The following is a 19,778-nucleotide window of genomic DNA, read 5'->3' as shown; positions in this document are numbered from 1 at the left end:
GCTGGGCAACACAAGGACACAGCAGCGTCATTTGGCTTCTTATTGCTTAATGGAGGGCACTGCCGCGTCGAGGTGGTCGGCTATCCGCTCCATGAGGCGGCGGGCGACGTCGGCTTTACTGCCGGAAATTGCCTCCGGCTCAAAGCCGGGACCATCCTGCGGCGAGAGGATGCGGACTTCGGTGTTGTCCTGGCCAAACACCAGGGAGCGGCCCACCTGGTTCAGCACCAGCAGGTCGCAGCCCTTCCGTTCCAGCTTGCGGCGGCCGTATTCCAGGACGGAGGCGGATCCGTCTCCGGTTTCGGCGGCAAACCCGACAATAACGAAAGGACGCGCGGAAGCTCCGGTGCCCGCTTCGGCCCGGTGCAGCACGGCCTCGCGCAGGATATCCGGGTTGCGGACCAGGGTGATCACGGGGTCCGTGCCGTCGTCGCGCTTCTTGATTTTGGTATCGGCGTTCTCGCCCGGCCGGAAATCGGCCACCGCGGCGGACATCACCAGGACGTCCGTCCCGGCGGCGGCCTGGTGGACGGCATCGCGCAGTTCCAGGGCGGTTTCCACCTGGACCAGTTCGACGCCAGCGGGTACCGGAACCTCCATGTGGGCGGCGATGAAGCGCACCCGGGCGCCGGCAGCGAGGGCGGCTTCGGCGATCGCGGCGCCCTGTTTGCCTGACGAGCGGTTGCCCAGGAAACGCACCGGGTCCAGCGGTTCGCGGGTGCCGCCGGCTGTGACCGTCACGGTCCTGCCGGCGAGCCGGCCGCTGTTCAGCGAAGTGTCCCGGTCCATGATTTCAGCGGCGGACTTTTCGGCGTCAGTTGCTTCACCGTCAGTTGCTCCGGCGGCGGCGAGGGCTGCAGCGAAGATGTCCTCAGGGTCAGGCAGGCGGCCCGGACCGGAGTCCTTGCCGGTGAGCCGCCCCGAGGCCGGCTCCATCACAATGGCGCCGCGTGAACGCAGTGTTGCCACGTTGGCCCGGGTTGCCGGGTGGTTCCACATTTCCGTGTGCATGGCAGGGGCGAAGAAGACAGGTCCCCGCGCCATCAGCAGCGTGTTCGTCAGCAGATCGGAGGCCAGGCCGGCGGCCGCCTTCGCGAGGAGGTCCGCGGTGGCCGGGGCCACCACGATCAGGTCTGCTTCATGCCCCAGCCGGACGTGGTTGACCGTGTCAACAGCGTCAAACACCGAGGTGCTGACCGGGTGGCCGGAAAGCGCTTCCCAGGTGGCTATGCCAACGAACCTGGTGGAGGCTTCCGTGGGAATGACCTGGACGCTGTGTCCGGCCTCCGTGAACAGGCGCAGCAGCGATGCCGACTTGTAGGCGGCGATGCCGCCGCCTACCCCCAGGACAATGCGCACGCCTGCCCTACCTCCCCTGCAGCGGTTCTGCCGTTAGTTACTCGGCGGTTTCGTTGGCGCGGCAGACCAGCATGCCGTCGTTGATCTCGCGCAGGGCGATGGACAGCGGCTTTTCGTTGAGCTTGGTTTCCACCAGCGGGCCAACGTACTCGAAGAGGCCTTCGTGCAGCTGGGAGTAGTACGCGTTGATCTGGCGGGCACGCTTGGCACCGTAGATGACCAGGGCGTACTTCGAGTCGGCGGCCGTCAGCAGGTCGTCGATCGGCGGGTTGATAATGCCTTCAGGCTGGGTAGACAAAAGATCTCCAAAGTATTCGTGCGGGTCAGTAGGTTGCGCCTGCGCCAGAGCAGATCAGCGTGGGCGGGGACTGATCCCCATGAGTGATACGAGCTCTGCTGCGGCCCGCTGGACGTCATCGTTGATGACAGTGTGATTGAACTCGGACTCGGCAGCAAGTTCCAGTTTAGCGGTTTCCAGCCGTTGCTGCTGCTCTTCGGGTGTTTCGGTGCCGCGGCCGACCAGACGGCGGACCATTTCATCCCACGACGGCGGGGCCAGGAACACGAAATTCGCCTCCGGCATGGACTCCTTGACCTGGCGCGCACCCTGCAGGTCGATTTCCAGCAGCACCGATCGTCCGTCTGCCATGGCAGCTTCCACCGTGCGCCGCAGCGTACCGTAGCGGTTGCGCCCGTGGACCACGGCCCATTCGAGCATCTGCCCCTCGGCAACCAGCTCGTCAAATTCCTCGGCGGTGACGAAGAAGTAGTGCACGCCGTTTTCCTCACCCGGGCGCGGAGCGCGGGTGGTAGCGGAAACGGAAAGCCAGACCTCGGGATAGTTGTCCCGGATATAGGTGGACACAGTGCCTTTGCCAACGGCGGTGGGACCTGCCAGAACTGTCAGCCGCGGTTGCGACACGTAGACCTCACTTGTTTAGGGTTGGTCCGACGCCGCCGCCCGCGGTAAGCGGAACAGCTTTAGTCGGACTCCAATAATTCGATCAGCGCCTTGCGCTGGTGGACACCGAGCCCCCGCACGCGGCGGGTTGGGGCGATACCCACGGTAGCCATTATTCCAGCTGCGCGGCGCTCCCCCACACCAGGCAGCGCGCGCAGCAGATCAACCACCTTCAGCCGGCCCACCGCTTCCTCGCCGGAACGCGAAACGATGACCTCTTCGACGGAGAGTTCGCCCGACTTGATTTTGGACTTGATGTCGGCCCGCACGGTGCGCGCGGCTGTGGCTTTCTCCCGCGCCCTGGTGCGCTCTTCTTCAGTCAGTGGTTTGAGGTTCAATTGACTCTCCCGGGCGAAGACGAACCGCTTAGGCACGGGGTGCCGCCAGCGGTCTTTCGGTTACTTGAGCTAGTGTCCGAACCTATCCGCAAGGGTCCCGCTTTGCAACGGATACCGGCGGGGAAACCCCCGCCGGCACCGCTATGCGCGCGGCAGTCCTTCCAGCGTCCGTGCCGCCGCGGCCTGCAGCGACACCCGGTCCGGGCCGGCTTTGAGGATGTCCCGGCTCGACGTCGCCAGCACGTTGGCGTAGGCGGCACCAAAGGTGCTCCGCAAATCCGCGCCGGTGGCTCCCTGGGCACCGAGCCCGGGCGCCAGAATCGGTGCGTTGGCGGCGGCCAGGTCAATCCCCAGGTCGCCCAGCGCGGAGCCAACGGTTGCGCCGATCACCAGACCGGTGGAACCCAGCGTTCCCGAGCCGGAGTTTTCCACGGCAGCTGCGTCGACAATGCGGGCTGCCACCGAACGGTCAGCACCAACGTGCTGCACGGAGGCGCCCTCCGGGTTGGAGGTCAGTCCCAGGACGAAGACTCCGCGGCCGGTTCCGGCCGCCAGGTCCAGGGCCGGGCGCAATGACTCGAATCCCAGGTACGGGCTGAGCGTCACAGAGTCGGCCGCCAGCGGGGATCCGTCCCGGAGCCATGCATCGGCATAAGCCGCCATGGTGGAACCAATGTCCCCGCGCTTGGCGTCGGCGATGGACAGCACGCCGGCGTCCGTGCAGGCAGCCAGCAGCTTCTCCAGCACGGCCATGCCGGACGAGCCATGCCGTTCAAAGAGCGCGACCTGAGGTTTCAGGGCGGCGGCCTGCTCCCCCACGGCGTCCAGCACCGTGAGGGAGAAGCGCTCCAGGCCCGCGGCGTCGTCGTTCAGTCCCCAGGCAGCCAGCAGGGCCGGATGCGGATCGATTCCGACGCACAGCGGGCCGCGGGTGTCCATGGCCGCCCGCAGGCGCGCACCGAAGGGTGCGCGCCCGGGGACGGCGATATCCTTGCCGCCAGCCTGCTGTTCAGGCACCGGCCGAAGCCTGCAGCTTGGCAGCGTATTCCTGCAGCGAGCAGACATCCCACTCGTAGGAACGCATGGCTTCGATGGCCTGGACGGCGGCACCGAACTCGGAGACCGTAGTCATGACCGGGCAGCCGATCGAGGTGGCGGCGGCCCGGATTTCGTAGCCGTCGCCGCGGGCCTGGCCGCCGGACGGGGTGTTGATCACCATGTTGATGTCGCCCGCGGTGATCAGGTCCACCACGGTGCCCTCGCCGTCCGGTCCGCTGCCTTCGCCGACCTTGCGGACGGTGGTCGCCTGGATGCCGTTGCGGCGCAGCACCTCAGCGGTGCCGCCCGTGGAGAGGATCTCGAAGCCGAGGTCCACCATGAGCTTCACCGGCATGATGATGGAGCGCTTGTCCCGGTTGGCGACCGAGACGAAGACCTTACCGGACGTGGGCAGCGCCGAGTTGGCTGCGGCCTGGGACTTCGCGAACGCGGTGTCGAAGTACTTGTCGATGCCCATGACTTCACCGGTGGAACGCATTTCCGGGCCGAGCAGGGAGTCGACGACAGTGCCTTCGGGGGTGCGGAACCGGCTGAAGGGCAGCACGGCTTCCTTGACCGCCACGGGGGCGTCCAGCGGCAGGACCGAACCGTCGCCGGTGGCCTTCAGCTTCCCGGCGGCACGCAGCTCCGCGATGGTGGTTCCCGTGCCGATCAGGGCGGCGGCCTTGGCCAGCTGCACGCCCGTCGCCTTGGAGACGAACGGGACGGTGCGGGAGGCACGCGGGTTCGCTTCGATCACGTAGAGCACGTCCGAGGCCAGCGCGAACTGGATGTTGATCAGGCCGCGCACACCCACGCCGGAGGCGATCGCACGGGTTGCGTCAACCACCCGGTCGATGACATCGGTGCCCAAGGTGATCGGAGGCAGCACACAGGATGAGTCGCCGGAGTGGATGCCGGCTTCCTCGATGTGCTCCATGATGCCGCCGACGTAGAGGTCGGTGCCGTCGAAGAGAGCATCAACGTCGATCTCGATTGCGTCTTCCAGGAAACGGTCCACCAGGACCGGGTGGTCCGGGGTGATTTCCGTGGCGTTCATGATGTAGCGGGAGAGGTTGGCTTCGTCATAGACGATTTCCATGCCGCGGCCGCCAAGCACGTAGGACGGGCGGACCAGGACGGGGTAACCGATCTCGTCGGCGATCTTCTTCGCGTCGTCGAAGGATACGGCGGTGCCGTTCTTCGGGGCGATGAGGCCGCCCTCATCGAGCACGCGCTGGAAGGCGCCGCGGTGTTCAGCCAGGTCGATCGCTTCCGGGGACGTGCCCAGGATCGGGATGCCGGCGTCGGCCAGGGCCTGTGCCAGCTTCAGCGGGGTCTGGCCGCCGAGCTGCACGAAGACGCCCAGCACACCGCCGGTGCGCTGCTCCGCGTAGATGACTTCCAGCACATCTTCGAGCGTGAGCGGCTCGAAGTAGAGCCGGTCGGAGATGTCATAGTCCGTGGACACGGTCTCCGGGTTGCAGTTGATCATCACGGTCTCGTGGCCGGCTTCGCGCAGGGCCATGGTCGCGTGGACGCAGGAGTAGTCGAACTCGATGCCCTGCCCAATCCGGTTCGGACCGGAGCCGAGGATGATCACCGACGGCTTGGCGTGCTCCGCGACCTCGTCCTCTTCGTCGTAGGAGGAGTAGTGGTACGGGGTGTAGGCAGCGAATTCAGCGGCGCAGGTGTCCACGGTCTTGTAGACCGGGCGGATGCCCAGCACATGGCGGACGCCGCGGATCACGGACTCGGACTGGTTGGTCAGCTTCCCGATCTGTTCGTCGGAGAAGCCGTGCCGCTTGGCGAGCCGCAGGACGTCCTCGGTGACCTGGGGCGCGCTGCGGATCTCCTCGGCGACCTCATTGATCAGTTCAAGCTGGTCCAGGTACCACGGGTCAATGCCGGTGGCCGCGTAAAGCTGTTCGTTGGTGGCGCCGCCCAGCAGTGCCTGCTGGACCTGGGCCAGGCGGTCTGTGGTGGGCCGCTTGGCCGCCTCGATCAGGCCGGGAACATCGGCCGGGTCCACCGGGTCGAAGGTGAGCTGCGCGCCCTTCTGCTCCAGGGACCGCAGCGCCTTCTGCAGGGCTTCGGTGAAGTTGCGGCCGATCGCCATGGCTTCGCCGACCGACTTCATGGTGGTGGTCAGCGTGGGATCCGCTGCCGGGAACTTCTCGAACGCGAACCGCGGCACCTTCACGACGACGTAGTCCAGGGTCGGTTCGAAGGACGCCGGCGTCTTCTTGGTGATGTCGTTGGGGATTTCATCCAGCGTGTAGCCCAGCGAGAGCTTGGTGGCGATCTTGGCGATCGCGAAACCGGTGGCCTTCGAGGCCAGCGCCGAAGAACGCGAAACCCGGGGGTTCATTTCAATCACGACGACGCGGCCGGTGTCCGGCTCGATGGCGAACTGGATGTTGCAGCCGCCGGTGTCGACGCCGACTTCACGGATCACGGCGATCGCGATGTCACGCAGCTTCTGGTATTCGCGGTCGGTCAGCGTCATGGCCGGGGCGACGGTGATGGAGTCGCCGGTGTGCACGCCCACCGGGTCGAAGTTCTCGATGGAGCAGACGACAACCACGTTGTCGTTCTTGTCCCGCATCATCTCCAGTTCGTATTCCTTCCAGCCGAGGATGCTCTCTTCGAGCAGCACCTCGGAGGTCGGGCTGTACTGGATACCGGCGCCGGCGATGCGGCGCAGGTCTTCCGCGTTGTAGGCAAGACCGGAGCCGAGCCCGCCCATGGTGAAGGACGGACGGACGACCATCGGGTAGCCGAGCTTCTCGGCGGCTGCGAAGGCCTCATCCATGCTGTGCACAATGATGGACTCGGCGGATTCGGCACCGCAGCGCTCGACGACACCCTTGAACTTCTCCCGGTCCTCACCAAGCTCAATGGCTTCGATGTTCGCGCCGATGAGTTCCACGTTGTACTTCTCCAGCACACCGTTTTTATCCAGGGCAATTGCCGTGTTCAGCGCGGTCTGGCCGCCCAGGGTCGGCAGGACGGCGTCGGGACGTTCCTTGGCGATGATCTTCTCGACCACCTCGGGGGTGATCGGCTCAACGTAGGTGGCGTCGGCGAACTCCGGGTCGGTCATGATGGTGGCCGGGTTGGAGTTGACCAGGATGACCCGCAGGCCTTCTTCCTTCAGGACGCGCAGGGCCTGCGTGCCTGAGTAGTCGAATTCGGCTGCCTGGCCAATAACGATCGGGCCGGAGCCGATCACCAGGACGGACTTGAGGTCGGTTCTGCGGGGCATTAGTTGGATTCCTTGTTCTTGCTGGCGGCCATCAGGTCGACGAAGCGGTCGAAGAGGTACGCGGAGTCGTGCGGGCCGGCGGCAGCCTCGGGGTGGTACTGGACGGAGAACGCGGGGATGTCCAGGCACGCCAGGCCCTCCACCACGTTGTCGTTGAGGCTGATGTGGCTGACTTCGACCTGCCCGAAGCGCGCTTCAGGGGCCGTGACCGGGCCGTCGAGCGGGGCGTCGACGGCGAAGCCGTGGTTCTGGCTGGTGATTTCCACCTTGCCGGTGCGGCGGTCCAGGACGGGCTGGTTGATGCCGCGGTGGCCGTAGGGCAGCTTGTAGGTGCCGAAGCCCAGCGCGCGGCCGAGGATCTGGTTGCCGAAGCAGATGCCGAAGAACGGCACGCCGGTGTCCAGGACATCGCGCAGGAGCTTGACCTGGTCATCCGCGGTGGCGGGGTCGCCGGGTCCGTTGGACATAAACACCCCGTCCGGGTTGACTGCCTGGACGTCCGCCAGGGTGGCGGAGGCGGGCAGGACCTGGACGCGCACGCCGCGTTCCGCGAAGCGCACCGGGGTCATCGACTTGATGCCGAGGTCCAGGGCAGCGACGGTGAACAGCGGTTCCTTGTCCCAGCCGTGCGCAGCCGGTTCCACCGTGTAGGCGGCATCGATGCTGACTTCCTCGGCCAGGCGGGCGCCGGCCATGGATTCCTGCGCACGAACGTCGGCGAGCAGCTCGGCGTCGGTGCGGGCCGCGGTGGCTCCGGAGAAGATGCCGGCCTTCATGGCACCGCGTTCGCGCAGATGCCGGGTGATGGCACGGGTATCGACGCCGGAGATGCCAACGACGCCCTGCGCCTCGAGCTCTTCGTCCAGCGTCCGTTCCGAGCGCCAGTTGGAGGGCCGCCGGGCGGCGTCGCGGACGATGTAGCCGGCGACCCAGATGCGGCGGGACTCGGCGTCGTCACTGTTCACACCGGTGTTGCCGATATGCGGGGCGGTCTGGACGACCAGCTGGCGGGCGTAGGAGGGATCGGTGATGGTCTCCTGGTACCCGGTCATGCCGGTGGCGAAGACGGCCTCGCCCAGGGCCGTTCCGGTTGCTCCGTAGCTGCGGCCGCGGAAGCTGCGGCCGTCCTCGAGCATAAGGACAGCTGTGGTCGGGGCGGGAGTTTGGTTCACTGTCACAGTTGTTCCTCGCTAGATGTTGCAGATGATTCCGGCAGCAGCGCCTTGATGGCCGAAACCAGGGGGGTTTTTGAGTCGGCTGACCGGGTGCGGAACCCGGTGTCGACGGTTTTGGGGCCGAGCTGCCAGGTCACCATGACCAGCCCGTCCTTTTCAACGAATTTGCCGGCCATGCCGCGCTCCAGGCGGACGCCGCGCAGGTCAGTGCGGTCAATCCAGACGTCAGGGGCGCCGCTGCGGGCGAAAAAGAGGCCTTCCGGGAAGACGGCTACGGTTGCAGTTGACTTCACCCCCAGGCCGTAGACGGCAACCCGGTCCAGCCAGTCGCCTGCCGTGGTGGTGGCGACGTACTGCCCGTCAGCCTGGAAACGGGGCATTTCCAGGTCGTCCGGGAGGGGGCGGGGCCGGGGAATATCTGATTGCCGGCGGCGGCGTCCCCGCCAGCCGAGGGCAAACAGTCCGAGCAGAAGTGCTGCGCCAGCCAGGGCGCAGAGAAGGAAGATCAGCCAATCCATGGTGTCTCCTCCGCAGCCGCGGCCCGCGGCGTGTTCAGTGCTCCGTCAAGGACGGTGGGGTGGCCGGCAAAGAAGGTGGTCCGCACCACTCCGGGCAGCTCCAGCCCGGCGTACGGACTGTTCCTGCCCATGGTTGCCATCTTATGGGGGTCGACCGTCCGGCGTGCAGCCGGGTCAACCAATATGACGTTGGCCGGTTCGCCCGCTTCCAGCGGCCTGCCCTGGCTCGTGACGCGGCCGATGGCGGCGGGGGCCGCGGACGTGACCCGGGCGAAGTCCGCCCAGGTCATCAGGCCGGTGTCGATCATGGTTGCCTGGACCACGGAGAGGGCCGTTTCCAGCCCGGTCATGCCCATGGCGGCCTGCGCCCACTCGCATTCCTTGTGCTCGCTGGGGTGCGGAGCGTGGTCGGTGCCGACGATGTCGATGGTGCCGTCGGCCAGGCCGCGGCGCAGGGCTTCAACGTCGGATTCGGTCCGCAGAGGCGGGTTGACCTTGTACACCGGGTCGTAGCTTCGCACGGATTCGTCGGTCAGGAGCAGGTGGTGCGGGGTGACCTCAGCCGTGACGTTGATGCCGCGTTCCTTGGCCCAGCGGATGATTTCCACGGAACCGGCGGTGGAGACGTGGCACACGTGCAGGCGGGACCCGGTGTGCTGGGCCAGCAGGACGTCGCGGGCAATGATGGATTCCTCGGCCACGGCGGGCCAGCCGGGCAGGCCCAGCACCGCGCTGACGTCGCCTTCGTGCATCTGGGCGCCCTCGGTCATCCGCGGTTCCTGGGCGTGCTGCGCGATCACGCCGTCGAACGCCTTGACGTATTCCAGGGCACGGCGCATCAGGATGGGGTCGTGGACGCACATGCCGTCGTCGGAGAAGACCCGGACCCGGGCCCGGGAGTCGGCCATGGCACCGAGTTCGGCCATCCGTTCGCCCTTGAGCCCGACGGTGACGGCTCCGACCGGGCGGACGTCCACCCAGCCGGACTTCAGGCCCAGGCTGTAGACCTGTTCCACGACGCCGGCAGTGTCTGCGACGGGGTTGGAGTTGGCCATGGCGTGCACGGAGGTGAAGCCGCCCAGCGCGGCGGCACGGGTACCCGTCTCCACCGTTTCGGCGTCTTCGCGGCCCGGTTCGCGCAGGTGGGTGTGCAGGTCCACCATGCCGGGGAGCGCGATGAGGCCCTCGGCGTCGATGACCAGGGTGCCCTCGGGGGCAGCGAGCTCCTGGCCGACGGCGGAGATCAGGCCGTCCTGGATCAGGAGGTCGGCGCGTTCAATCCCCAGCAGTGAGGCGCCGCGGATCAGGTAGGCGCCGTTCGGGGACAGGGTCGGCTGTGCGGCCGGTGCGGGCGCTGCTGCAGTTGCAGTGTGTGTTGCGGTGTTCACTGTGCGGAAACTTCCTGTGGTGTTCGCTGGGAGCTGCCCTCGCCGGAGAGCAGGAGATAGAGGGCCGCCATCCGGACGGAAACGCCGTTGCTGACCTGGGCCAGGACGGTCGAACGCGGTGAATCGGCGGCGCGGGAGGAAATCTCCAGCCCGCGGTTCATGGGGCCGGGGTGCAGCAGGATCGTGTCGTCCAGGCCAAAGGAATCGAGCCGGTCCAGCCGGACGTCGTCAAATCCCCAGCGGCGCGAGTATTCCCGGACGGTCGGGAAGAACGCCGAGTGCATGCGTTCTGCCTGGACCCGGAGCATCATCACGGCGTCGGGTCGGGTTTCCAGGGTCTCATCGAGTGAGTAGCTGACCTTGCAGGGCCAGGATTCCACGCCGAAGGGCAGCAGGGTGGGCGGGGCCACGAGCGTTACGTCGGCACCGAGGGTCTTGAGCAGCCAGAGGTCGGAGCGCGCCACCCGCGAATGCAGGATGTCCCCGACGATCGCCACGCGCATCCCGGACAGGTCGGTGCCCTGGGACGGTGTACCGTGCAGCCGGGCCCAGTGCCGGCGCATGGTGAAGGCGTCCAGCAGTGCCTGGGTGGGATGCTCATGCGTCCCGTCGCCGGCGTTCAGGACTGCGGCGTCGATCCAGCCGGAGTTGGCGAGCCGTGCCGGAGCACCGGACGCGCCGTGGCGGATGACGACGGCGTCCGCACCGATGGCGGCAAGGGTCTGGGCGGTGTCTTTGAGCGATTCGCCCTTGGAGACCGAGGACCCCTTCGCCGAGAAGTTGATGACGTCTGCGGAGAGGCGCTTGGCAGCAGCCTCGAAGGAAATCCTGGTGCGGGTGGAGTCTTCGAAGAACAGGTTGACGACTGTCCGGCCGCGCAGTGCGGGGAGCTTCTTCACTTCCCGCTCCCCTACTGCGGCCATGGCCTCCGCGGTGTCCAGGATGGAAATCGCATCCTGGTGTGAGAGGTCCAGGGTGGAGAGCAGGTGCTTCATACAGTGCCTTCGATCACGACTTCGTCTGCGGCGGGCAGGTCGGTTTCGACCAGCCGGACCCGGACCTTTTCCACGGCGGCGGTGGGCAGGTTCTTGCCCACATGGTCGGCGCGGATGGGCAGTTCCCGGTGCCCGCGGTCAACGAGGACGGCAAGGCGCACGGCGCGGGGACGTCCCAGGTCGACCAGGGCGTCGAGGGCGGCCCGGATGGTGCGCCCGGAGTAAAGCACGTCGTCCACCAGGACAACGACTTTGCCGTCAATGCCGCTGGGCGGCAGCTCGGTGGGATACGGGGGCCGGGTGGGCTGGTGGGCGAGGTCGTCACGGAACATCGTGACGTCGAGCTGCCCGGTGATTGCGGCGGCGTCCACGGACGGATCGGCGGCGGCTATCTTGGCGGCCAGGCGACGGGCCAGTGGATATCCGCGGCGCGGAATACCCATCAGGACAAGGTCGGTGCCGCCCTTGTTCGCCTCGAGGATTTCGTGGGCGATCCGCGTCAGGGCGCGGTCAATATCAGCTGAAGCCAGAACGGTGCGGGCAGGCGCGGGGGCCTGCGTGGGATCACTAAGATCCATATTCTGCTTCCTCCTTCCCCGCCTCACAGGACGGACTTAAAGGTTGAATGCCCTTCAAAGCTATCACAGCGGGCGGGCCCGGATATTGTTGGGTCCATGACAGGCAAACGTTCATGATTTCCCAGCCCGGACCGGGGCTCTCGGGCCTGCCCGGGGAGCCTGCTGACAGCATCGCACCCCTTCAGGTGCCCTCCGGATCCCGGGCCGGGAACGGCACTGTTCTAAATGTGCTGCTCATCACTGCCGCCGCGGTGGTGGTGGTACTGGTCGGGTTCTTCCTGTTCGCCGCGCTGGGCAGCGAAGCGTTCATCCTGTGCGGCTTCCTGGCACTAATTCCGCTGGGTATCTGCCTGCTGGGACTGCATTGGATTGACCGGTGGGAGCCGGAACCGCGGGCCGCCCTGCTGTTCGCTTTCCTTTGGGGCGCAGGGGTCTCCGTGGCCATCACCGTGCTGCTGGGGAGCATGGTGAATGAGGTCCTGATGACGCTGCTGCCGCTGACCCCGGCGGATGTCATTGCCACAGTGGTGCAGGCCCCGCTGGTCGAAGAGGCTGCCAAAGGCCTGGGGGTCCTGATCCTGGTTTTTGCGCGGCGCAGCCATTTCGACGGCCCGCTCGACGGAATCGTTTATGCGGGCACCATCGGCGCCGGTTTCGCCTTCACGGAGAACATTCTCTACTTCAGTGCCGCGCTCTTCGAAACCGGCGGTGTCAGCCTGCAGCTGGGCTTCGTGTTCGTGCTCCGCGGACTGTTCTCCCCCTTCGCCCATGTGCTCTTCACCGCGGCGGTGGGACTGGCCCTGGGCCTCGCCGTCCGGAAGCCGGGCGGAGCGCGGATTGTGGTGGGCTTCACCGCCGGCCTGGCCGCAGCGGTTCTGGGACACATGTTCTGGAACGGCGGTATGGCGCTGGTTTATGACGATTTCTTCCTGTTCTACTTCCTGCTCCAGGTGCCGCTGTTCGTCCTGGCCCTGGCCGGCGTGGCCTATCTGCGCCGTGCGGAGCAGCGGCTGACGCGGGCACGGCTGGGCGAATACGCGGCGGCCGGCTGGTTCACCCCTGCCGAGGTGGAGATGCTCGCCACCCGGTCCGGCCGGCGGCAGGCCCTGCGCTGGGCCGGTGGCTTCGGGGCCAAGCCTGCCATGCGGACTTTCATCCGCGACGCGACCCACCTGGCGCTGACCCGGCAGCAGCTGGTCAACGGGCGCGACCCCCGCATGAACGCAGCCCGTGAAGAGCGGATCCTGGCGGGGCTGATCCGGACCCGCGCCGTTCTCCTGCAGACGGCGGGCACCGCCCGGCCGTCCTGACCGTCCCCCGGCATGCGCTGTGCGGCCGTCCTCCCGCCGGGCAGCACAATGCCCGGCAGGAGAACCTGCCGGGCATTGGAAGTCAGGATGCTGGGGTCTAACTGAACGGAGCTTAGGCCAGCAGTGAGTCCTTGAGCTGGTGCAGCCGGCCAAGCAGCCCGTTGATGAATGCGGGTGATTCATCGGTGGAGAGGGTCTTGGCCAGTTCGACGGCTTCGCTGATGGCGACCTTGTCCGGAACGTCATCGTTGTAGAGCAGTTCCCAGCTGCCGATCCGCAGGATGATGCGGTCAACGGCCGGCATCCGGTCCAGCGCCCAGCCCTGCGAGTAGGTGCTCAGGAACTCGTCAATCTGAGCCTGCTTGGCAATAACCCCTTCCACCAGGTCCATGGTGTACGGGTTAATGACCTGGTCCGTCTGCTCCCGGCGGGAGCGGAGGGACTCAAGCGGAGACATGGATCGCTGTTCCGCTTCGAAGAGCACTTCGAGTGCCCTGGTCCGGGCTTTACTGCGTGCACTCACTCGTTAACGCGTCCCAGGTAGTCGCCGGTGCGGGTATCAACTTTGACCTTGGTGCCCTGTTCCAGGAACAGCGGAACCTGGATTTCGTAGCCGGTTTCCACGGTGGCGGGCTTGGTGCCGCCGGTGGAGCGGTCGCCCTGCAGGCCCGGCTCGGTGTAGGTGATTTCCAGGACCACCGAAGCCGGCAGTTCGATGTAGAGGGGGGAACCCTCGTGGATGGCGATGGTGACCATCATGGACTCGAGCATGAAGTTGGCGTAGTCGCCGACGATTGCGCCCGGTACGGTGAGCTGATCAAAGTCCGATGTGTCCATGAACACGTAGTCGTCGCCGTCCTTGTACAGATACTGGTAATCGCGGCGGTCAACGGTGGCAGTCTCGATCTTGATGCCGGCGTTGAACGTCTTGTCGACGACCTTGCCTGAACGGACGTTGCGCATTTTGGTACGGACGAACGCACCACCCTTGCCCGGCTTTACGTGCTGGAACTCAATGATGCTCCAGAGGTTGCCTTCAAGCTTCAGCACCGTGCCGTTCTTGATGTCGTTGGTCGTTGCCACAGTTTCTCTTTCGTCGTTTCGCGTAACTACGTGTCTTGTCCGTCGACCATTCTACCTGTTCGGCGAATCCATACACGCTCCGCAGGGCGCGGCCGGAGACGGAACGCTCAGCGCTACAGGCTGAGCCGGATCCCGCCGTCGGGCTCGGATGCGATCTCCTGGTAAGCGGCGAACAGCAGCGAGGTGTCCGGCACTTCCAGGATGGAGGGTTTGGCCAGTCCGTCCAGGACAACAAAGCGGAGCAGGTCACCGCGGGATTTCTTGTCCCGGCGCATGCCGTCCAGCAGGGCGCTCCAGCGGTCCTTCCGGTAGGTGACCGGCAGGCCGAGGGAGGTGAGGACGGCCTTGTGCCGGTCCGCCGTGGCATCGTCCAGCCGGCCGACCATCCGGCCGAGCTCGGCCGCAAAGACCAGGCCCACGGACACCGCCGCGCCGTGCCGCCACTGATAGCGTTCGGCCAGTTCGATCGAATGGCCCAGGGTGTGGCCGTAGTTCAGGAATTCCCGCCGTCCGGCCTCGCGCAGGTCACCGGAAACAATCTCGGCCTTGACCCGGACAGCGCGTTCGACCAGCTCGCGGACAACGTCCGAGCTTCCATCGGCAACTGCTTCGGGGTTGGCTTCGATCAGGTCCAGGATTTCCGGGTCGGCAATGAAGCCGCACTTGACGACTTCAGCCATCCCGCTGAGCAGTTCATTCTTCGGCAGGGAACCCAGGGCATCGAGGTCCGCGAGGACTCCGGCGGGCGGATGGAACGCGCCGACCAGGTTTTTGCCCTCGGCCGTGTTGATCCCGGTCTTCCCGCCGACGGAGGCGTCCACCATGCCGAGCAGGCTGGTGGGGACGTGCACTACCTTGATGCCGCGCAGCCAGGTGGCGGCGACGAAACCGGCGACGTCGGTGACCGCGCCGCCGCCCACGGCGACGACCGCGTCGGAGCGGGTGAAGTCGTTCTGGCCCAGGACCTGCCAGCAGAAGGACGCGACCTGGATGTGCTTGCCCTCTTCGGCGTCGGGGATTTCCGCAGTAAGCGCGGTCAGGCCGGCCGCTGCCAGTTCGTCCCGGACCGTGTCACCCGTGGTGCGCAGGGCACGCGGGTGGATCACCAGGACGCGGCGGACCCGCTCCCCCAGCATGCCGGGCAGGCGGCCGAGCAGGCCGTTGCCGATGACGACGTCGTAGTTTTCGGCGGGCTTGTCGCCCGTGACCTTGATGATGGTGGGTTCAGCGGGCATTAGCGTTCTCCTTCGTCCAGGGCGGCGGTGATACGTTCCACGACTTCCGGAACGGCCAGTCCCCTGGTGTCTATAACAATGTCTGCCAGCGTTTCATAAAGCGGGCGGCGAGCCTCGTCCAGCGCGGACCAGCGGGCTACCGGGTCTCCGGCCAGGAGCGGCCGGTGGCCGGAACGCGAAATCCGCGGCAGGACGGTATCCAGGTCGGTGTCCAGGAACACCACGGTAGCGCGCTGCAGGAGCTGCTGCGTTCCGGCGTCCAGCACCGCACCGCCCCCCAGCGAGACCACGGACCGGACCGGTGAATCCAGCGCGCCGGCGACGGCGCGGGCCTCCACCTCACGGAAGTACGCTTCGCTGTGGCTGGCGAAAATCTCCGGGATGGGTCCGTGTTCCTCCACCACCACCTGATCGGTGTCCACATAGGGCAGTCCATGCCGGGAAGCGAGGGACCGGCCGACAACTGATTTGCCGGCGGCCATCAGCCCGATCAGGACCAGATGCTTCTCAGGCACCGGTGCCGGTGCCGGTTGATCCGAGGGATGCCGGAATGTTCTCGAGGTACGTGCGCAGGTTCCGGGCAGTTTCGGCCACGGAATCGCCGCCGAACTTCTCGGTGACAGCTTCGGCCAGGACCAGGGCGACCATCGCCTCGGCGACGACGCCGGCTGCCGGCACGGCGCAGACATCGGAGCGCTGGTGGTGTGCCCGTGCGGGTGCACCGGTGCTGACATCGATGGTCTTGAGTGCCCGGGGCACAGTGGCGATGGGCTTCATCGCTGCGCGGACCCGCAGGACTTCACCGATGCTCATCCCGCCCTCGATGCCGCCGGCCCGGTTGCCGGAGCGGATCACCTGGCCGTTTTCGTCCTGCAGGATTTCGTCGTGGGCGGCCGATCCGCGGCGCGTGGCAGTCAGGAAACCGTCTCCTACCTCGACGCCCTTGATCGCCTGGATGCCCATCAGGGCCCCGGCGATCCTGGCGTCCAGGCGGCGGTCCCAGTGCACGTAGCTGCCAAGTCCCGGCGGCAGTCCATAGGCAAGGACCTCCACCACGCCGCCGAGGGTCTCGCCCTCCTTGTGGGCGGCGTCCACCTCGGCAACCATCGCTTCGGTGACGGCGGGGTCGAAGCAGCGCATGGGATTTGCGTCCAGGGCAGCGACGTCGGCGGGCACGGGCAGGGCCGCCCCTTCCGGCGAAGCCACTGCGGCGATGCCCACGGTGTGGCTGACGAGTTCAATGCCGAGTTCCTTCAGGAACGCGGCGGCGACGGCGCCAAGGGCAACCCGGGCTGCCGTTTCCCGCGCACTGGCCCGCTCCAGGACGGGCCGTGCCTCATCGAAGCCGTACTTCTGCATACCGGTGAAGTCGGCGTGGCCGGGGCGGGGACGCGTGAGGGGGGCGTTACGGGCCTGGTCGGCCAGGATCTCCGGGTCCACCGGGTCAGATGCCATGATCTGTTCCCATTTGGGCCACTCGGTGTTGGCGATCTCAATGGCAATGGGACCGCCCTGGGTCAGGCCGTGGCGCACACCACCGAGGATCCGGACCTCGTCCTGTTCGAACTTCATCCTGGCACCGCGGCCGTAGCCAAGCCGCCGGCGGGCCAGGGCTTCCTGGATGGACGGCGTGCTCACTTCGACGCCGGCGGGGACGCCCTCTACAATTCCAACCAGTGCAGGCCCATGGGACTCACCGGCGGTCAACCAACGCAACATGGCTTCAATACTGCCATGTCCGGCAGGGGGCTTCAGCGCGGAGGCAGCCCCACTGCGTCACACATCACGTTTATGACGGCATCTTCGTCGCGGAAGGCATCCCCCGTGAAAAGGCGCACCTGTTCCACCGCCTGGTAGAGGAGCATTTCCAGCCCGGGCACGATCGTTCCGCCGGCTGCCTGCCAGGCGCCGGCAATGGCACTGGGCCAGGGATCGTAGGCAGCGTCCAGCAATACCGCGCCCCCGCGGCGGCAGTCCAGGGCCGCGAACTCGCCGGCAATCCCGTCCGCGCCGTGCGGCGGGAGGGTGCAGATCACGACGTCGGCTTCCGCACAGGCCGCGGCGGCAGCGTCCCAGCCGTGCAGCACCACCTCAGTGCCCAGCCGGCCGCCCACTTCCCGGACTGCCGGCTGGCCGCCGGCCTCGCCCCGGAAACTGCGGGCGTAAATGTCCACGCTGCTGCAGCCTAATTCCGTCAGGGCCGCTACGGCAGCTGTTGCGGTGCCGCCGGCACCGAGAACAGCCGCCCGGGGTGCGTGAGCGGCACCCGCATGCCGCAGGGCGTTGACCAGCCCTGCGACATCCGTGTTCCACCCGGTCAGGACCGGGCCCCCGGGGCCTGGTTCAAACGTGACCGTATTGATCACTCCCAGCGCCTGGGCCAGCGGATCCAGTTTGTCCACGGCCGCGGCCATGGCGCTCTTGAGCGGCATGGTGACGGACAGGCCGTTCCATCCCGGCTCCTGCCGGACCGCCGCCGCGAAGTCCGCGGCGGCTCCCTCTTCAACATCGATTGCATCGTAGGCGCAGTCGAATTTCAGGTACCGGTAGGCAGCCCGGTGAAGCTCAGGCGAGCGGGAGTGTCCGATGGGATGCCCCAGGACCGCCGCACGGCGGGTGTTCGCAGGCAACTACTCGCACCTTCCGGCTTCCTGGGTGCCGCACCACTCCTGGTACTCGCCGACATAGCGGGCATGTTCGGCCAGGGTCGAGGAGAACTTGGTCTCACCGGTGTCCAGGTTGACGGTGACCCAGTAGAAGAACGGGACATCGGCAGGATGGGCAGCCGCGTCGATCGCCTCCACGCTCGGCGAACCGATCGGCCCCACGGGCAGTCCGCGGTTCGCGTACGTGTTGTACCGGTTGGCGGTATCTGCCTTCTCTTCCGGCGTGAGGTTGTAGCTCTTGCGGCCCAGTCCGTAGGTCACGGTCGCATCGGACTGGATCAGCCCGTTGGTTTCCGTGTTGTCGGCGCGGAGCCGGTTTTCGATCGCTCCGGCAACCTTGTCGTAATCCGCTTCGCCTGCTTCGGCCTGGATGATGCTGGCCTTGGTCAGGACGTCGTACTGTGCAGCGGGATCACTTACCCCGGTTTCTTCGAGGGCGGCGAATGCGTTATCCACCATCTCGGTGACGATTTCCGTGGCGGTGATATCAACCGGGAAACGGTATTCGCCCGGGAACAGGTACCCTTCCAGGCTCACGGCCTTTTCCGGCAGGCCGAAGTCCTGCGGTTTGGCGGCGAGGGCCTCAAACTCCGCCAGCGGGATTCCCGTGGAGGAAACCAGGATGTCGAAGGTTTCGCTTTGGCGCAGGTCCCGGGCGACCGCTGCATAATGAACCGCGGATCCGCCGTCGCCAAGCAGCGCGGAAACGGCGCCGGAGGCGGACATCTGCTGGCGCATCTCATAGGTGCCAGGCTGGATTTCGCGCCCGCCGGCTTCCTGCTGGAAGACTTCAACGAACTTTTTGCTGGTGGCCACGATGTCCTGGGCAACAAGGTTGTCCCCGATCAGCAGCGGCCCTTCACCCGGATGGACCACAAAGGAAACCGATCCCTCACCCGGTCCCGGGTAGTCCTTGGTCTCGTTCATCCCGAGCAGGTCCCGCAGGAAGAGCGTGAGGCCGAAGACGACGCCGGCAAAAACGGCCAGGACAACGACCATCACCAGGGTGCGGCGGCGGCGCCTGCGCTGCTTGTCCCGGGACGGCCGGCGGCTGCGCCGGCTGGGTGGTTCCTCGGCGAAGAAGGTCTGGACGACGGGGGCGGGCTCGTAGCCGTGGTCGGCACCGCGGTGCTGGCCGCCTTCGTAGACACCGGCGTCTGCGTAGACGTCCTGGTGGCCATGGACTGGATCAAATTCGTGCGCAGGAACATCTTCGCCGGCGTAGCCGCCGGCGCTTGGACTGGATTCCGGTTCCTGCCCCGGCGGACGATGCTCGGGATACCTGTGGCTCACGGCGCGGAATCGCTTTCGGGGCGGCTGTCCTCGGAAATAGTTAGCTCCTCGTTTGGGGCCGGAGCCGCGGATCGCGTGCTCCGGCGAAATGTGACCGATGCCCCCACATCGCGTCCAAGGGAACGCTGCATGTCAATGGCCTGCTGCAATATACCCACAGCGGCCACTTGGTCTACCACTCTACGGTGATTTCTGGTGTCCAAGCCAGCTTCTCTTAGCGAGCGGTGGGCACTGACCGTGCTCAGACGCTCGTCAATCAGGCGCACCGGGACGTCCAGGCCGGCCCGGTCGAGTGCTTCGGCAAGGGCCTGCGCGTAGCCGCGGGCCATCTCCGTTGAAGCGGTTTCCGTGCCGCGCATGCTCTGCGGCAGGCCCACAAAAACCTCTACTGCACTCCGTTCGGCGGCCTCCCGGACCAGCACGGCGATGTCGCTGTTCTTCTTCGCGTCACGCTTCAGCGTCCGGACTGGGGTTGCCAGGACACCGTCGGGGTCGCAGGAAGCGACCCCGACGCGCGCCAGTCCAACGTCTACGCCGAGCTTTGGTCCGCGTGGATACTCGGCCATCGCCGGT

The 19,778-nt window shown here is 66.6% G+C and carries 20 protein-coding genes; 1 reads left to right on the top strand and 19 read right to left on the bottom strand.

The genetic code is table 11. The features are described from left to right. Positions 1-39: 39 nt before the first annotated feature. The 11 genes from coaBC to pyrR form a co-directional block, all read right to left on the bottom strand. Positions 40-1,359: a bifunctional phosphopantothenoylcysteine decarboxylase/phosphopantothenate--cysteine ligase CoaBC gene (coaBC, locus tag AL3_RS05080; RefSeq protein WP_066297577.1), complete on the bottom strand. Its 1,320-nt coding sequence runs from the start codon at positions 1,357-1,359 to the stop codon at positions 40-42. Between the two features lie 37 nt (positions 1,360-1,396). Beyond that, on the bottom strand, positions 1,397-1,657 hold the full coding sequence (gene rpoZ, locus AL3_RS05075; RefSeq protein WP_066297574.1) for a DNA-directed RNA polymerase subunit omega: 261 nt from the start codon (positions 1,655-1,657) through the stop codon (positions 1,397-1,399). 54 nt (positions 1,658-1,711) lie between these two features. Beyond that, a complete protein-coding gene (gene gmk / locus AL3_RS05070) occupies positions 1,712-2,281 on the bottom strand; it encodes a guanylate kinase (protein WP_066297571.1) in 570 nt (189 codons plus the stop codon). A 59-nt stretch (positions 2,282-2,340) separates the two neighbouring features. Further along, positions 2,341-2,658, bottom strand: coding sequence for an integration host factor, actinobacterial type (gene mihF, locus AL3_RS05065; RefSeq protein ID WP_066297568.1), 318 nt, complete (start codon positions 2,656-2,658; stop codon positions 2,341-2,343). Positions 2,659-2,799: 141 nt separating this feature from the next. Further along, a complete protein-coding gene (pyrF, locus tag AL3_RS05060; RefSeq protein ID WP_066297560.1) occupies positions 2,800-3,675 on the bottom strand; it encodes an orotidine-5'-phosphate decarboxylase in 876 nt (291 codons plus the stop codon). Continuing rightward, a complete protein-coding gene (gene carB, locus AL3_RS05055) occupies positions 3,668-6,964 on the bottom strand; it encodes a carbamoyl-phosphate synthase large subunit (RefSeq protein ID WP_066297556.1) in 3,297 nt (1,098 codons plus the stop codon). The genes pyrF and carB overlap by 8 nt, the downstream gene beginning before the upstream one ends. Further along, complete coding sequence (gene carA, locus AL3_RS05050) at positions 6,964-8,100, bottom strand: glutamine-hydrolyzing carbamoyl-phosphate synthase small subunit (protein WP_083521518.1); 1,137 nt, start codon at positions 8,098-8,100, stop codon at positions 6,964-6,966. The genes carB and carA overlap by 1 nt, the downstream gene beginning before the upstream one ends. Positions 8,101-8,138: 38 nt before the next feature. Beyond that, on the bottom strand, positions 8,139-8,657 hold the full coding sequence (locus AL3_RS05045) for a PH-like domain-containing protein (RefSeq protein WP_066297552.1): 519 nt from the start codon (positions 8,655-8,657) through the stop codon (positions 8,139-8,141). Then, entirely contained in the window at positions 8,645-9,985 is a 1,341-nt protein-coding gene (locus AL3_RS05040; protein ID WP_066298439.1) for a dihydroorotase, read from the bottom strand. Before AL3_RS05040 ends, AL3_RS05045 begins: the two co-directional genes overlap by 13 nt. Before the next feature lie 56 nt (positions 9,986-10,041). Next, positions 10,042-11,040 (bottom strand): aspartate carbamoyltransferase catalytic subunit, encoded by a 999-nt coding sequence (locus AL3_RS05035; protein ID WP_066297550.1) that lies wholly within the window; start codon positions 11,038-11,040, stop codon positions 10,042-10,044. Further along, a complete protein-coding gene (gene pyrR / locus AL3_RS05030; protein WP_066297548.1) occupies positions 11,037-11,618 on the bottom strand; it encodes a bifunctional pyr operon transcriptional regulator/uracil phosphoribosyltransferase PyrR in 582 nt (193 codons plus the stop codon). The genes AL3_RS05035 and pyrR overlap by 4 nt, the downstream gene beginning before the upstream one ends. Before the next feature lie 113 nt (positions 11,619-11,731). On the opposite strand from pyrR, the gene AL3_RS05025 reads away from it, so the two are divergent. Continuing rightward, complete coding sequence (locus tag AL3_RS05025) at positions 11,732-12,928, top strand: PrsW family intramembrane metalloprotease (RefSeq protein WP_083521463.1); 1,197 nt, start codon at positions 11,732-11,734, stop codon at positions 12,926-12,928. A gap of 112 nt (positions 12,929-13,040) precedes the next feature. Here the strand turns inward: AL3_RS05025 and nusB are convergent, their stop codons facing one another. From nusB to ruvX, 8 genes are all read right to left on the bottom strand, one after another. Continuing rightward, positions 13,041-13,451, bottom strand: coding sequence for a transcription antitermination factor NusB (nusB, locus tag AL3_RS05020; RefSeq protein WP_066297545.1), 411 nt, complete (start codon positions 13,449-13,451; stop codon positions 13,041-13,043). Further along, complete coding sequence (gene efp / locus AL3_RS05015) at positions 13,448-14,011, bottom strand: elongation factor P (RefSeq protein WP_066297543.1); 564 nt, start codon at positions 14,009-14,011, stop codon at positions 13,448-13,450. Before efp ends, nusB begins: the two co-directional genes overlap by 4 nt. A gap of 113 nt (positions 14,012-14,124) precedes the next feature. Then, positions 14,125-15,246, bottom strand: coding sequence for a 3-dehydroquinate synthase (gene aroB, locus AL3_RS05010; protein ID WP_066297541.1), 1,122 nt, complete (start codon positions 15,244-15,246; stop codon positions 14,125-14,127). Continuing rightward, positions 15,246-15,761 carry a shikimate kinase gene (locus tag AL3_RS05005; RefSeq protein ID WP_246168568.1) on the bottom strand — a complete coding sequence of 172 codons (516 nt, stop codon included), beginning with the start codon at positions 15,759-15,761 and terminating at the stop codon, positions 15,246-15,248. Before AL3_RS05005 ends, aroB begins: the two co-directional genes overlap by 1 nt. After that, positions 15,754-16,965 carry a chorismate synthase gene (aroC, locus tag AL3_RS05000; RefSeq protein ID WP_066297539.1) on the bottom strand — a complete coding sequence of 404 codons (1,212 nt, stop codon included), beginning with the start codon at positions 16,963-16,965 and terminating at the stop codon, positions 15,754-15,756. Before aroC ends, AL3_RS05005 begins: the two co-directional genes overlap by 8 nt. Before the next feature lie 32 nt (positions 16,966-16,997). Then, on the bottom strand, positions 16,998-17,876 hold the full coding sequence (locus AL3_RS04995; RefSeq protein ID WP_066297537.1) for a shikimate dehydrogenase: 879 nt from the start codon (positions 17,874-17,876) through the stop codon (positions 16,998-17,000). Then, a complete protein-coding gene (gene mltG / locus AL3_RS04990) occupies positions 17,877-19,205 on the bottom strand; it encodes an endolytic transglycosylase MltG (protein WP_246168570.1) in 1,329 nt (442 codons plus the stop codon). Continuing rightward, positions 19,202-19,771 (bottom strand): Holliday junction resolvase RuvX, encoded by a 570-nt coding sequence (ruvX, locus tag AL3_RS04985; protein WP_066297535.1) that lies wholly within the window; start codon positions 19,769-19,771, stop codon positions 19,202-19,204. Before ruvX ends, mltG begins: the two co-directional genes overlap by 4 nt. Positions 19,772-19,778 lie beyond the last annotated feature (7 nt).

It is taken from the genome of Arthrobacter luteolus NBRC 107841, from assembly GCF_001552075.1.
Taxonomy (GTDB): domain Bacteria; phylum Actinomycetota; class Actinomycetes; order Actinomycetales; family Micrococcaceae; genus Arthrobacter_B; species Arthrobacter_B luteolus.
Note: the sequence above shows the minus strand (reverse complement) of the source record. Positions and strands in the feature narration are given on the sequence as shown.

What these genes read in the sequence shown, in the direction of transcription:
- carB (WP_066297556.1), bottom strand. Translation starts at nt 6,964, where the DNA reads ATGCCCCGCAGAACCGACCTCAAGTCCGTCCTGGTGATCGGCTCCGGC.
- carA (WP_083521518.1), bottom strand. Translation starts at nt 8,100, where the DNA reads ATGCTCGAGGACGGCCGCAGCTTCCGCGGCCGCAGCTACGGAGCAACC.
- AL3_RS05045 (WP_066297552.1), bottom strand. Translation starts at nt 8,657, where the DNA reads ATGGATTGGCTGATCTTCCTTCTCTGCGCCCTGGCTGGCGCAGCACTT.
- AL3_RS05035 (WP_066297550.1), bottom strand. Translation starts at nt 11,040, where the DNA reads ATGAAGCACCTGCTCTCCACCCTGGACCTCTCACACCAGGATGCGATT.
- pyrR (WP_066297548.1), bottom strand. Translation starts at nt 11,618, where the DNA reads ATGGATCTTAGTGATCCCACGCAGGCCCCCGCGCCTGCCCGCACCGTT.
- AL3_RS05025 (WP_083521463.1), top strand. Translation starts at nt 11,732, where the DNA reads ATGATTTCCCAGCCCGGACCGGGGCTCTCGGGCCTGCCCGGGGAGCCT.
- aroB (WP_066297541.1), bottom strand. Translation starts at nt 15,246, where the DNA reads ATGCCCGCTGAACCCACCATCATCAAGGTCACGGGCGACAAGCCCGCC.
- aroC (WP_066297539.1), bottom strand. Translation starts at nt 16,965, where the DNA reads ATGTTGCGTTGGTTGACCGCCGGTGAGTCCCATGGGCCTGCACTGGTT.
- ruvX (WP_066297535.1), bottom strand. Translation starts at nt 19,771, where the DNA reads ATGGCCGAGTATCCACGCGGACCAAAGCTCGGCGTAGACGTTGGACTG.